This is a genomic window from Pseudomonas sp. 18173, assembly GCF_050432945.1.
GTDB lineage: Bacteria > Pseudomonadota > Gammaproteobacteria > Pseudomonadales > Pseudomonadaceae > Aquipseudomonas.
In genome coordinates, this window is sequence record NZ_JBKFTN010000026.1 from 1 (window position 1) to 13,387 (window position 13,387).

Sequence of the window (13,387 nt, forward strand, 5' to 3'; positions counted from 1 at the left end):
GCCCGGAAAGTCTCGATGGAAGCCTTCCAGGTTGCCCAGAAACAGAAAGCTGAAGCCGGTGTAGCTCAAAGCAAAGCCAAAGCGGCCGATCGCACCAACAGCTGATCGCTGTAGCGCACCCCGAGGCCGCCAGCAATGTGCGGCCTCAAACCTCAAATGCAGCACCCTCAGTGCTGCTGGCGCTGATTTGAACCAGGTCCTGGTTACCAGAGTCCGCCTGTTGCACCGACCAACTGAATCCACATCGTAAGCAATGCGCGGGAAACCAAAGCCCGCGACGCCAGGCCATTGTCAATCCCCCTGCTCAATGGCAATAACCACGCCCGAACGGGCATCAGACACCGAACAGTCCGATGACCTTTTGACGATGGGCGCCCTGCCCGTCATCCAGATGAAAACCGCTTCCGATAGTCACTCGGCCCAACCCCGAGACGCCGCATGAAGGCCCTTCTAAACCCATCCGTATTGGCATAGCCGACGTTATCGGCCAAGCGCTTGAGCGGTACGTCCGAATCCTCGATCAGTCGCCTGGCCGCATCGATGCGGGCCAGCTCGACAAACTCGGCCGGCGTCGAGCCGGCTTCGGCCTTGAACGTGCGGGCAAAGTTGCGCTCGCTCATGCCTGCGCGAGCGGCCAGGGTGGGTACGCTCAGGTCGGCCTTCAGGTGCTGCACGACATACTCCTGTACATCCCTGATCACACTGCGCTCGGCGGTTTGCGCGGCCAGCTGCGCGCTGAACTGTGATTGCCCGCCAGGTCGCTTGAAGAACATCACCATTTCACGGGCAACGCTGAGCGCCAGCTCCCTGCCGTGATCCTCTTCGACGAGCGCCAGGGCCAGGTCCATGCCGGCCGTGACGCCCGCGGAGGTATAGAGGTTGCCGTCCTTGATGAAGATGCTATCGGGGTCGACGTGGGCATCGGGATGTTCCCTTGCGAGTTTCGCGCTGGAATTCCAGTGAGTGGTGACACGCCGCCCGTCAAGCAAGCCCGCGGCGGCCAGCAGGAAGGCACCGCTGCAGACCGAGCCGATTCGGCGCACTGATTTCGCCTGTTTGCGCAGCCACTCCTGCAGCGCGGGGTTCAGGGCAATCTCGTCGATGTGCGGGCTGCCGGCCACGAGCAACGTGTCAATCCGGCCTTTATAGGTTTCGAAGGTCTCGTCGACGCCGAGCTTCAAACCGCTTGAGCCTTTGATCATGCCTTTGTCGGTACCGATGACTTCAACCCGGTAGGCACGTGGATTGCCAAGTTGTCTGGCGGCCTCGGCGAAAACGTCTGCCGGGCCGACCACATCCAGCAGCTGCACGCGGGGGAATGCCAGGAGGGTTATGCGCATGATGTCTGTCCTCGTCGAATCATTGGCTGAATATGTCGTTACCAGCATATTTCAGCCAACGCCTGTTTGGCTGAAAATAGCTCCAACAGCAAATTCAGTCAAACGGGAGATTGCCATGAACACTGCATACACCCCCAACGTCGCTGCAGCTCAATCGGTACCGACCAGCACGATGTCCATCAAGAACCTGCCCATCAATCTGTTCGGTTCGGTCATGGGCCTGGCCGGTCTGGGCCTCGCCTGGCGCCTGAGCGGTCAGCACTACGGCATCGGTGGCATGCTGGGCGAAGCGATTGGCGCATTTGCCGGCCTGGTATTCGTGTTGCTGACCCTGGGCTACCTGGGCAAGTGGGTGAAGCACCCTGAAGCGGTACGGGCCGAATTCAACCATCCGGTCGCCAGCAACTTTTTCGGCACCGTCACCATCGCCCTGCTGCTGCTTTCCGCAGTGGCAGCGCCCCACAGCCCGTTGCTTGGACAGGCACTCTGGATACTGGGCAGCGTATCGACCGTGTTGCTTGCCGGCCTGGTGGTATCGCGCCTGTTGTCGGGCGGTCAGGATCCATTGAATGCCGTACCCGCCTGGTTGATCCCGGGTGTTGCCACCCTCGATATCGCAGTAACCGGTGCGCACATGCCCATGGCCTGGGCTGGGGAGTTCAACCTGTTTGCGCTTGCCGTGGGTGCGGTGGTGGCCCTGGTTTTCTATACCCGGATCTTTTCGCGACTGGTGCATCAGGCCGCCCTGGCCAAAGGCATGGTGCCTTCACTGATGGTCTTGATTGCACCCTTTGAAGTGGGCTTCCTGGCGTACACCAACGTGTTCGGCGAGATCGACCGGTTTGCCAGCGTGCTGTTCTACTTCGGCCTGTTCCTGTTCGTGGTGCTGAGCTTCAAGGTGTTCCGTCGCGATGTGCCCTTTGCCCCTTCGTGGTGGGCGATCAGCTTTCCCATCGCGGCCCTGAGCAATGCGGCGCTCAAATATGCACATGCCCAGGACAGCATGCTGTTGATGGTCATCGCGGCGCTGATCCTGCTGTTCCTCACTGTGGCATTGAGCGTGTTGACCGTGAAAACCCTGGCCAGTCTGTTCAGCGGAAAATTGTTGGCCAACTGACGTGTTACCTCCCTTTGGCGAGCCTTGACCGGCTCGCTTTTTTTTTGCCATCACAGGTCTTGTCGCATGACTTACACCACTTCCTGGTTACTTCTGATCGTCGCCGGACTCCTGGAAATCGCCTTTGCGGTCGGATTGAAATCCGCAAACGGACTGGAACGGCCCTGGCTGCTCGCCGGCACATTCGTGGTATTGGCCGGCAGCTTGTCCTTGTTGACGATGGCATTGCGGACTCTGCCCGTCGGCACCGCCTATGCCGTCTGGACCGGCATCGGCGCTGCCGGTACAGCCCTTGTCGGCATGTATTGGCTGGGTGACGGCGTATCGCTCGGGCGGTTGTTCTGGATCGGCTTGATTCTGCTGAGTGTCGCCGGACTGCGTTGGGCGGCCTGAACAAAGCAACAACTACAAAATTGCCATGTGTTTCCTTCGTCCTTTCTTGCGTCGCACTGTTCCTTGCCCGTTTCCGTCTGTCTGGAGTTTCCCCAATGCCCTCGCCTGAATACTTGCCCGCCGCGTTGCTGGGCATGGCCCTTGTTTGCCCGGCCATGACCGAGGCTCAGGGCCTGGAACTGGGACAAGTGCTGATCGGGGCCGAAGACCAGAGCGACGAAGACCGGACGATCGAGGACGCCAAGGCTCGGCTGGCCCAGGTGCCCGGCGGCACCAACGTGGTCGACCTGCGCCGCCCGTTGCAGGGGCGCGTGGCCAGCAACCAGGATGTGCTGGCTTACCAGCCCGGGATCTATGCCCAGTCGGCGGGCAACGAGGGAGTGAAGATCTCGATCCGCGGTTCGGGCATCAACCGCGCACCAGGCGCCCATGCCTCGGGGCTGTACACCCTGCTCGACGGCCTGCCGCTGACCGGCCCCGGCGGCACGCCCTATGAATTGCTGGAACCGCTGTGGCTCGACCATGTGGAAGTGCTGCGCGGCGCCAACGGTTTCGACCGGGGCGCGCTGGCCCTGGGCGGGGCCATCGATTACGTCAGCCACACCGGCTACGACTCACCGTTGTTGCAGGTGCGCTACGCGACCGGCAGCCACGGCTACCTGCAGCGCCAGGTCAGCTCCGGGCAAGTGCTCGGCGACTTCGATTACTACGTGGCCATGACCGACGCCAACGCCGACGGCTACCAGGACCATACGGCCAGCGAGAGCCAGGGCGTCATCGCCAACTTCGGTTATCGCCTCAATCCCGACCTGGAAACCCGCTTCTACCTGCGCCACCGCCAGACCGACAACGAGCTTGCGGGGCGCGTGACCAAGCACTCCATCGAGCACGACCCACGGGCGGCCAACCCCGCCTACGTGGCGCGCAACGACCGCCGCGACGAGCCGGGCAGCACGTTTATCGGCAACAAGACCACCTGGTACATCGATGACGATTCGAGCCTCCAGACCGGCCTGGTCTACCACGACTACCCCATGGACTTGAGCGAGGGGCCCAACCGCCTGAAGGTCGCGTACACGGACGTCAGCGGCACGTTCGACTACAAGCGTCGCGACACGCTCTGGGGTCTGCAAAGCCAAAGCACGCTGGGCCTGCGCGTGACCAGACACCTGCCCAATGATGGCGCCAGCGAGTTCGTGCGCATCCCCACCGGCAACACTGCCGGCTACGCGCCGGGCACGCTGATTCGCAACTTCACCTATCAGGGCTCGGACACGGTGCTGCATGCCGGCAACGACCTGGAGATCGCCGACGACCTGTGGCTGACCACCGGCCTCGCCGCGATCTACACCCGCCGTGAAAGCGATGTCACCTACCCGCAGGCAGGCGGCAAGACCAGCCTGCACGACTGGGACTACGCCCCGCGCGTGGGCCTGCGCTATCAAGTGACGCCCGACCTGCAACTGTTCGGCAATCTCAGTCGCTCGGTCGAGGCGCCACACCCGTGGTCGCTGATCTATAGTTCCAATGTTCGCTTCCCCGCCGGCAGCGGCGTTGCCACCGGTGCCCAGCGCGATCCGGTCAAGCTGCAAAACCAGACCGCCACCACCCTGGAAATCGGTGGCCGCGGTGACAGCACCCTGGGGCAGTGGAGCCTGGCCTGGTACTACGCCCAGGTACGCCATGAATTGCTTTCGGTGTTGCCGGACGCCAACGCCACCACGCCCTACGAACTCAACGCCAGCCCCACCGTGCACCAGGGCGTGGAAGCCAGCCTGCTGAGCCCCCTCTGGTCACCGGACGATGGCGGCCAATTGAGCCTGCGCCAGAGCTATACCTTCAGCGACTTCCACTATCGCGACGATGAGCGCTTTGGCGACAACCGCCTGCCGGGCCTGCCGATGCACTATTACCAGGGCGAACTGCGCTACGACTGGCCACAAGGCTTTTTCGCCGCGTTCAATACGCAATGGGTGTCCAAAGTGGCGGTCGATTACGCCAACAGTTACTACGCCGATCCCTACGCCATATTCGGCGCAACCCTGGGCTACAACGCGCCCAAGGGCGACTGGCAGACCTGGCTGGACCTGCGCAACCTGACCGACAAGCACTATGCCGCCACGGTCACGCCGGGCTACGACGACAAAGGACTGGACGCGGCACGCTCCACGCCCGGCGAGGGCATGGCGATGTACGTCGGGGTGTCCTGGAGCCTGCTCTGAGGTAGGGGTTACCCACCGAAAGGCACGTCGAAAAGCAGGTTCACGGGGAGAATCGATTCACCTGAACAATCCCGAAATTTTAGATAGCTTACTAATTACAAGCTAAACTATGATGAGCTAACTCCCCTGCGGCAGATTTCACCATGACCGACGCATTGACCCTTGGTTTTGCCCTGCATGACAGCGCCCGGCTGATGCGCAAGCGGTTTGAACAACGCGCGCGGCATGTCGGCCTCACTCGCTCGCAGTGGCAGGTGCTGGCCATGCTGTCGACCCATGAAGGCATTCATCAAAAAGGACTCGCGGATCTACTGGAGCTCGAATCAATTACCCTCGTGCGTCTGCTGGACAAGATGGCCGAGCGCGGCTTGGTCGAGCGACGTCGCCACCCTACAGATCGACGCCTGTCCCTGCTGTTTTTGACCGAGCAGGCCCATCCGCTGCTGCAACTCATGCGGGATATGGGCCGGGTTACCCGTCAGGAAGCCACGCGCGGATTCTCTGCCGAGGAGGAACAACTGCTACTGCAGATGATGAAGCGGATGAGGTCCAACCTGATCGAAGCCTGCAGTCTTCCTGTTGAAGAACAGGAGCATCGTCATGATTGAGAGACGGCAACTCGTGCGCACCTCGCTCTTCGCCTTGCTCCCCATCGTGCTGGTGGTCGGCGGCTATCTGTATGTAACAGGCGGGCAGATCGTTGCCACCGACAATGCGTACATCCAGGCCGATCATGTCGGTGTCTCCACCGATGTCTCGGGCCTGGTCGCCTCGGTTGACGTCAAGGACAACCAGCGGGTGGTCAAGGGCCAGGTCCTGTTCACCCTCAAGCCCGAGCCCTTTGAAATCGCATTGGCCAGTGCCAGGGCGCAGTTGAGCAATGTGCGCAACCAGATCCTCAACCTCCAGGCCAATTACCAGCAGGCGCTGGCCGAAATCGACCAGGCACAGATCGACCTCGCGTACTACCAGGCCAGCTTCCAGCGCCAGCAAACCCTGGTCAGCGTTGCTGCGGTGTCCAGAACCAACTACGACGATGCCAGGCATGCACTGGACAGCACCCGGCAAAAAATCACCGTGGCCAGGGCCACGGCACAAATGGTCCTGGCGCAACTGGGCGGAAATATCGGCACCCCCGTCGAACAACAGCCTGCGTACCGGGTTGCCCAGGCCGCCGTCGACGAAGCGCAGCGCAACCTCGACAACTCGGTGGTCAGGGCGTCGTTTGACGGTATCGTGACCAACGTCGACTCGCTGCAGGTCGGCTCGTACCTGCAACCACCGCAATCGGGCATCAGCCTCGTGTCGGCCGACCACCTGTGGGTCGCGGCGTCGCCCAAGGAAACCGAACTGACCCACATGAAACCCGGTCAGCCGGTCGATATCAGCGTCGACAGCTATCCCGGCGTGCAGTGGCACGGCACCGTCGACAGCATCAGCCCGGCGTCGGGTTCAAGCTTCTCGTTGCTGCCGGCGCAAAACACCACGGGCAACTGGGTCAAGGTCGTGCAACGGATTCCCGTGCGCATCAGCATCGATGATGCCGGGGGAAAACCGCCGCTGCGCACCGGCATGAGTGTGCAGGCCGAGATCGATACCGGCTCGGCCCGTGGCCTGCCGCACCTGTTCTCGGGGTTGCTGGCGGACAAGGTCTCTGCCCCGGCTCTGGCCCATGAATGACCCGGCCGCGACCGAACCGGTGGCCCATCGCGGGATGATCACCGCGTGCGTCGTGCTGGCGGTGATCATGCAAGCGCTCGACACCACCATCGCGAACGTCGCCCTGCCCTACATGCAAGGCAGCATCTCGGCCAGTTCCGACCAGATCAACTGGGTGCTGACGTCCTACATTGTCGCCGCCGCGATCATGACGCCGCCGTCTGCCTTTCTGGCCCGGCGCTTCGGGCGCAAACGCGTATTGTTATGGGCGATTGTCGGCTTCGTGGTCTCGTCGATCCTTTGCGGCCTGGCGCAGTCGCTGGAAGAAATCATCCTCGCCCGCCTGTTGCAGGGCCTGGCGGGTGCGGCGCTGGTGCCTCTGTCCCAGGGTATTCTGCTGGACATCTACAGCCTCAAGGAGCGCGGTTCGGCCATGGCGCTGTTCGGCGTGTCGGTCATGGTCGGCCCTGTGCTGGGGCCGATGCTCGGTGGCTGGCTGACCGAGAGTTTCAGCTGGCGCTGGGTGTTCTTCATCAATTTGCCCATTGGATTGCTGGCGCTGGCCGGGATCGTCTATTACGTCAGCGAAACGAGCACCGACACCACGACCCGCCTGGACTGGCTCGGCTTCTGCTCGCTGAGCGTGGCGATCATGGCCTTGCAACTGTTCCTGGACCGGGGTGAGCAACTGGGCTGGTTCGCGTCCGGTGAAATCCTCGTCGAAGCGATCGTGGCCGCTGTCGCCCTGTACGTGTTTGTGGTTCACACCTTCACCACCGATGCCCCCTTCATCAGCCCGAAGCTGTTCAAGGATCGCAATTTTTCCATCAGCGTCATCTTCATTTTCATTGTCGGCATTACCTACCTGGCCTCACTGGCATTGATGACGCCCTACCTGCAAACCCTGATGGGCTACCCGGTGCTGACCGCCGGCATGGTGATGGGCCCGCGTGGCCTGGGCACGATGCTGACCATGTTCCTCGCCGGGCGCCTGTTGGGCAAAGTCGATACCCGCCTGTTACTGCTGACGGGCCTGGGGTTGTCAGCGCTGTCGATGGGGCTGATGACCGGCTGGACGCCGGACGTGTCGATGCAAACCGTCATCTGGGTCGGCTTCATCCAGGGCACCAGCCTGGGCATGTTGTTTGTGCCACTGACCACGGTTGCCTTCGCGACCCTGCCAGCCTCCTTGCGCGCCGAAGGCACCGGGCTCTACAGCCTGTCGCGCAATGTCGGTTCCAGCGTCGGGATTTCCATCGTGACCGTGCTGCTCACCCAGAACATCCAGGCCAACCACGAGCAGATCGGTGCCTACATCACGCCCTTCAACCGCGCCTTCGACGCCGCGGTGATCAAGAGCTTCCTGGACCCGATGGCCGCCTCCGGCCGCGCCACTCTCGACGCCATGGTCAACGTGCAAGCCAGCTGGATCGCCTACGTGGACGACTTCAAGCTGCTGATGCTGTTGTCACTGGCGGTCATGCCGTTGTTGCTGATTATCAAGGCCCCAAGCCCGCATTCACAGGAAGAGCCGCCAGCGGTCATGGAATAAACACCGGCGTGAGCTTGCCTGCACAAACGCAAGAACCGGGACTCGCCCGGTTCTTGCGCACCTGTTGAAACCGGCGTTGGGCCGCCGCGTCAGACCTTGAAGTCGGTGGACAGCGCCAGCGCTTTCCACTCACTCAGTTCCGCTTGCACAAAGCGGTTCTTCGCCTCGATTCGAGCCACCGTGTCGCTGCCCAGCGCCAGCCGTTGTGGTGGCTCCGGGGCGTTGACCAGCGCGAGCATCGCTTCGGCAAACTTCACCGGGTCGCCAGGCTGCGCATGGTTGGCGCCTTCGGCAAACTGGCGCATCTTGCCCACGGTTTCCTCGTAGTCCGGCAGTTCCAGGGCGGTCTTGACCAGCGACTGCTCGTCCAGGAAATCGGTACGAAAGAACCCGGGTTCGACAACGGTCGCATGGATGCCCAAGGGCGCCAGTTCCTGATGCAGCGCTTCGGTAATGCCCTCCACGGCAAACTTGGTGGCACCGTAGACGCCCCAGCCCATGTAGGCCTGATAGCCGCCGATCGACGAGATGTTGATGACATGACCGCTACGCTGGCGACGCATGTGCGGCAGCACGGCGCGGGTGACGTTGAGCACGCCGAACACATTGGTGGCGAACAGACGCTCCGTTTCGCTGGCACTGGTTTCTTCCACCGCACCCAGCACACCGAAACCGGCGTTGTTGATCAGCACGTCAATGCGCCCGAAACGCTTGATGCCTTCGGCGACCGCCTGATGCGCTTCTTCCTCGCGGGTGACGTCCAGCCGCACCGCGAGCAGGTTCGGGTGATGACCCAGACGGTCAGTGATGTCTTGTGGTTTGCGGGCAGTGGCGATAACGGCGTCGCCGGCACGCAGGGCGTGTTCTGCGATGAGGGTGCCAAAACCACGGGAAGCGCCAGTAATGAACCAGGTACGCATTTCAACTCCTCCTGTCAGCGACCCGTGCGACATTGCCGGGCCTTCTCGATGAGTTGATGCGACTTTAAGCCCGTGCTACTGATGTGATAATCCCAGCAAATTTACATGGCTTAGTGAAAGGCGCTCACAAATGAAATCCCCCTCCACCGCCGACCTGTCGTTGTTCCTGTGCATTGCCCGGCACCTGAACTTCAGCCGTGCGGCCGTGGAGCTCGGCCTCACGCCTTCGGCCTTGAGCCACTCATTGCGCGCCCTGGAGAATCGCCTGGGCGTACGGCTGTTCAACCGCACCACCCGCAGCGTGGCCTTGACCGACGCAGGGGAACGCCTTTACGCCCGGCTGAAACCGGCCTTTCGCGACATCGACGATGCACTGGAAGACCTCAACAACTTTCGCGACAAGCCCTCCGGCAACCTGCGCCTGACAGCGGGTCGACAGGCCTGCGAGCTGGTGTTGCTGCCGATCGTCAGCCAGTTCTTGCAGGCGTACCCGGATATCCGCGTGGAGATCGTCGAGAGCGACGCCCTGGTGGACGTGGTCGCCGGTGGTTTTGACGCGGGGGTACGCTTTGGCAATCGCCTGGAAGCCGACATGGTTTCACTGCCCATCGGGCCGAACATGCGCTCGGTGGTCGTGGGCTCACCGGCATTCTTCGAACGGCATGCTCCGCCACGCAAACCCGAGGACTTGCATGGCTTGCCGTGCATCCGCCATCGCTTTCCCAGCGGCGCGATGTACCGATGGGAATTCGAACGCGGCGCGATCGCCCAGGAAATCGAAGTCAGCGGCCCGCTCACGCTCGGCGATGTCAGCCTGATGATCGGCCCGGCCTTGCAAGGTGTGGGTCTGGCCTATGTGTTCGAGGACATGGTCAGCGGGCACCTGGCGGATGCCCGCTTGATCCAGGTGCTGGCCGACTGGTGCCCTTACTATCCGGGCCTGCACCTGTATTACCCGAGTCGCCGCCATGTGCCGGCAGCGCTCAAGGCGTTCATCGACTTTGCCCGTGCGGCCCGCCAACTCAAAACGTAACCGCGCACGACGGCTAAGCTTTTGTAACGTCACTTCGTCCCTCAAGGAGCTGTCCATGAGCGCCGCCGCCCTGTCCGAGCTCGATGCCGCCCTGCCCGGCCTGACCCGCAAGATCCGCGTGCTCGATGCCCTGTCCTGGCCGGACGGGGTCGAGGAAGACTTCCTGGCGAAATGGCGCGGCGGGCGGGCGGCGTTACCCAAAGTCGAGTTGCAGCCCCGCGACCACAGCGCCGACATCGCCGCCCTGGAAACCTTTATCCGCCGTTGCGATGTGGGGCATCCGGCCGGCAATTACCTCGCCATGACCGCCCGTAGCTATGCCACGGCCGGGCACATGCTGGGGGCCATTGGCACCCCGGCGTTTACCCACTATTCGTCGGCGCTGTACCGGCGCCCGGACTTCTATTACACGCGCTTGCAACTGAGCATGCTCGACGCGGCGCATTTCTTCCTCAAGACCACCGACGCCCTGCTCGGTGGAGCGCAGATCCCACCGAGCCCGGCCGAGATTCCGGCCAAGGCGTTCGCCGACTGGCTTCGACCGGAACTGGACCGTTTCTTTGGCGTCGGGCAGATCACGGTCGTGCTCGATCCGAACCTGGCCGCCAAGGCCATCGCCGGATCGAGCCGCATTCGCCTGCGCGCCAGCGCACTGTTCACCGAGCTGGACAAGAATCAGCTTTTGCAACACGAGGCCTTCGTCCATGTCGCCACGGCACAAAACGGTGCGCGGCAGCCCAACCTCACCAGCCTGGGCCTGGGAGCGCCCCGCACGACCCAGACCCAGGAAGGCATTGCCACCCTGGCCGAACTGTTCACCGGCAGCATGGACATCAACCGCCTGCGTCGCCTGGCCCTGCGCGTGCTCGCCGTCCAGCAGGCGCTGGAAGGCGCCGACTTCATCCAGGTGTTCGAAAGTTTTCTGGCGGCCGGGCAGTCGCAAGAGGAATCCTTCCGCTCGACCCAACGGGTGTTCCGCGGCGTCGATCTGCGGGGCGGTTCGGCGTTTACCAAGGACGCCGCTTACCTGACCGGGCTGCTCGGCGTGCACACCCTGCTGCGCATAGCCATCCGCGATAACCGGCCGGAACTGATCGGGCATTTGTTTGCAGGGCGCCTCAGCCTGGCGGACACCCTGCGCCTGGCGCCACTGTTCGACTCCGGCTGGCTCAAGGCACCGGTCTATCTTCCGGCCTGGGCCTCGGACCTGCGTATCCTGGCCGCCAACCTGGCGTTCTCGGCGTTCATCGCCCAGATCAAGCTGGATGTGCTGGACCTGAAGGTCTTCATGGCATTCGCCGAGGAACACGAAAGCGATGCCAGCGCACATTGAACAGGATCACACCTTTTTAAACACAACCGGGATCCTTGAAATCAGCTGCTACGCTTAGGAAGCGGTGTCCAGGCTGAGCTCTGTGGCTTGCAAAGCCGGCTTGCACCTGCAAGGGATTGTTCCACTCATTTCAAGCCTGCCTGATCACATGGGGGTGCAATGCACATTCCATTACTTTACGCGCTGTCGGCCGTACTGCTTTTGAGCGGATCGTCCTGCCTGGCACTGGGCACGGAAGGGACCGCCGCCGCACCGGCTCCGACCGGCGCGGCCAATGCAGCACCCGCCACGGCGGCGACCAAGGATCCCGTGTTTACCCAGGAACAGCTGGATCAAATGCTGGCGCCCATTGCGCTTTACCCGGACCCCTTGCTGGCCCAGGTACTGATGGCTACCACGTACCCCGGGGAAGTCGGTGAGGCGGTAAGCTGGTCCAAGGCGCACCCCGACGCCAAGGGCGACGACGCGGTCAAACAAGTGGCAAGCCAGCCCTGGGATCCGAGCGTGCAGGCGCTGGTCGCCTTCCCTCAGGTCCTGGCAACGCTGGGGCAGGATCCCGTCTGGGTACAACGCCTGGGCGACGCCTTCCTGGCGCAGCCCGACGATGTCATGAACGGCGTACAACGCTTGCGTCGTCAGGCCCAGGCCGCTGGCAACCTGGAGAGCAACCAGTATCAGAACGTGACGATTCAGAACGTCGCGGCGCCGGCTCCAGCGGCCACGTCCACAACTCAGGCAGCGGCGCCAGCCCCTGCTCCGCAAGCGGCACCGGCCAGCAGCTCGACCATCATCATCCAGCCTTCCGATCCGCAGGTGGTGTACGTCCCCACCTATAACCCGACGACCACCTACGGCACCTGGCCCTACCCGGCTTCGCCTCCCGTGTACTATCCACCGCCACCCGCCTATTACCCGGGCCAGGCCTTGATGGCCGGGCTGGCGTTTGGTACCGGCGTGGCCATCGTCGGGGCATTGTGGGGGGAATGTGACTGGGGCAATAACGACGTCGACATCGACGTCAACCGCTACAACAACATCAACGCCAACAACCGCATCACCAACAACCAGAACAAATGGCAGCACAACCCGGTGCACCGCAATGGCGTTCCCTATCGCGACAACAAAAGCCGCGAACAGTACGGCCGCCAATTGAACGGTGCCAGCCAGCGTGAAGCCTACCGAGGGGATAATCCCCAGCGCGCCCAGGCCCGTGAAAATGCCCGCAACTCAATGGACAAGCACGGTATCGAACGACCTGCCACCAGCAACCGTGAAGCCCGTGACCAAGCGCGCAAACTCGAGTCCGGAGCCGCGGGCGGCAACCGGTTACAGGCCGGTGCAGACAGACCCAAGGCGGCTGACAGAGGCCAGGGGACTGCCAGGAACACCCGGGACAACCAGCAGCCCCGGAACGCGAACCGTCAGGCCGATCAGCAACCCAGGAACCAGAATCGCCAGGCCAGCCAGCAACCGAGGAACCAGGCCTCCCAGCTCAATCAGCGCAAAGAAGGCGGCGCACAGGCGCGTCAAGGAACCAGCAAACGGCCGGCCGCCAGTGCCGGCAGTGCCCGCAACAACGCGTTCGCTGGCGCGCGCTCGCCGTCCCAGGCCAACCTCCAGGCCAATCGTGGCCGGGCGAGCCAGGCATCCGCCCATCGTCCCAATGCCTCGCGATCGGCCGGTCAACAGATCAGTCGGCCGTCCAGTCCACCAGCGCGTCAAAGGGGGGGCCGCCGTTGAAAAACCATCCTCGAATGAAGGGACTCACGGGATTGCTCCCTCATGTCCTTGCGATATCTGCCGGCCTGGCGTGGTCGT

At 62.7% G+C, this 13,387-nt stretch carries 11 protein-coding genes and 1 pseudogene; 10 read left to right on the forward strand and 2 right to left on the reverse strand.

Translation table 11 applies throughout. The features are described 5' to 3' along the window. Nucleotides 1-105, forward strand: a pseudogene (locus ACLD1X_RS24310) (co-regulatory protein PtrA N-terminal domain-containing protein); the annotation flags it as partial. Between the two features lie 278 nt (nucleotides 106-383). Here ACLD1X_RS24310 and ACLD1X_RS24315 read toward each other — a convergent pair. Further along, on the reverse strand, nucleotides 384-1,340 hold the full coding sequence (locus tag ACLD1X_RS24315; RefSeq protein ID WP_429372044.1) for a GlxA family transcriptional regulator: 957 nt from the start codon (nucleotides 1,338-1,340) through the stop codon (nucleotides 384-386). A gap of 115 nt (nucleotides 1,341-1,455) precedes the next feature. Here ACLD1X_RS24315 and ACLD1X_RS24320 point away from each other — a divergent pair, with 115 nt between their 5' ends. From ACLD1X_RS24320 to ACLD1X_RS24345, 6 genes are all read left to right on the forward strand, one after another. Then, nucleotides 1,456-2,457 carry an SLAC1 anion channel family protein gene (locus ACLD1X_RS24320; protein ID WP_429372046.1) on the forward strand — a complete coding sequence of 334 codons (1,002 nt, stop codon included), beginning with the start codon at nucleotides 1,456-1,458 and terminating at the stop codon, nucleotides 2,455-2,457. 66 nt (nucleotides 2,458-2,523) lie between these two features. Next, entirely contained in the window at nucleotides 2,524-2,850 is a 327-nt protein-coding gene (locus ACLD1X_RS24325; RefSeq protein ID WP_429372048.1) for a DMT family transporter, read from the forward strand. 95 nt (nucleotides 2,851-2,945) lie between these two features. Continuing rightward, nucleotides 2,946-5,072: a TonB-dependent receptor family protein gene (locus ACLD1X_RS24330; protein WP_429372050.1), complete on the forward strand. Its 2,127-nt coding sequence runs from the start codon at nucleotides 2,946-2,948 to the stop codon at nucleotides 5,070-5,072. A gap of 143 nt (nucleotides 5,073-5,215) precedes the next feature. Next, nucleotides 5,216-5,680 (forward strand): MarR family winged helix-turn-helix transcriptional regulator, encoded by a 465-nt coding sequence (locus tag ACLD1X_RS24335; RefSeq protein ID WP_429372052.1) that lies wholly within the window; start codon nucleotides 5,216-5,218, stop codon nucleotides 5,678-5,680. Further along, entirely contained in the window at nucleotides 5,673-6,752 is a 1,080-nt protein-coding gene (locus tag ACLD1X_RS24340; RefSeq protein WP_429372054.1) for an HlyD family secretion protein, read from the forward strand. The genes ACLD1X_RS24335 and ACLD1X_RS24340 overlap by 8 nt, the downstream gene beginning before the upstream one ends. Next, the gene (locus ACLD1X_RS24345) at nucleotides 6,745-8,283 is read left to right on the forward strand and encodes a DHA2 family efflux MFS transporter permease subunit (protein ID WP_429372056.1); all 1,539 of its coding nucleotides are present in this window, start codon (nucleotides 6,745-6,747) and stop codon (nucleotides 8,281-8,283) included. Before ACLD1X_RS24340 ends, ACLD1X_RS24345 begins: the two co-directional genes overlap by 8 nt. 89 nt (nucleotides 8,284-8,372) lie before the next feature. On the opposite strand, the gene ACLD1X_RS24350 is transcribed toward ACLD1X_RS24345, so the two are convergent. Next, nucleotides 8,373-9,203 (reverse strand): oxidoreductase, encoded by an 831-nt coding sequence (locus tag ACLD1X_RS24350; protein WP_429372058.1) that lies wholly within the window; start codon nucleotides 9,201-9,203, stop codon nucleotides 8,373-8,375. A 130-nt stretch (nucleotides 9,204-9,333) separates the two neighbouring features. Here ACLD1X_RS24350 and ACLD1X_RS24355 point away from each other — a divergent pair, with 130 nt between their 5' ends. From ACLD1X_RS24355 to ACLD1X_RS24365, 3 genes are all read left to right on the forward strand, one after another. Beyond that, the gene (locus ACLD1X_RS24355) at nucleotides 9,334-10,236 is read left to right on the forward strand and encodes a LysR family transcriptional regulator (protein ID WP_429372060.1); all 903 of its coding nucleotides are present in this window, start codon (nucleotides 9,334-9,336) and stop codon (nucleotides 10,234-10,236) included. Between the two features lie 55 nt (nucleotides 10,237-10,291). After that, a complete protein-coding gene (locus ACLD1X_RS24360; RefSeq protein ID WP_429372062.1) occupies nucleotides 10,292-11,569 on the forward strand; it encodes a flavohemoglobin expression-modulating QEGLA motif protein in 1,278 nt (425 codons plus the stop codon). A gap of 159 nt (nucleotides 11,570-11,728) precedes the next feature. Further along, nucleotides 11,729-13,309 carry a DUF3300 domain-containing protein gene (locus ACLD1X_RS24365; RefSeq protein WP_429372064.1) on the forward strand — a complete coding sequence of 527 codons (1,581 nt, stop codon included), beginning with the start codon at nucleotides 11,729-11,731 and terminating at the stop codon, nucleotides 13,307-13,309. Nucleotides 13,310-13,387: the final 78 nt, after the last annotated feature.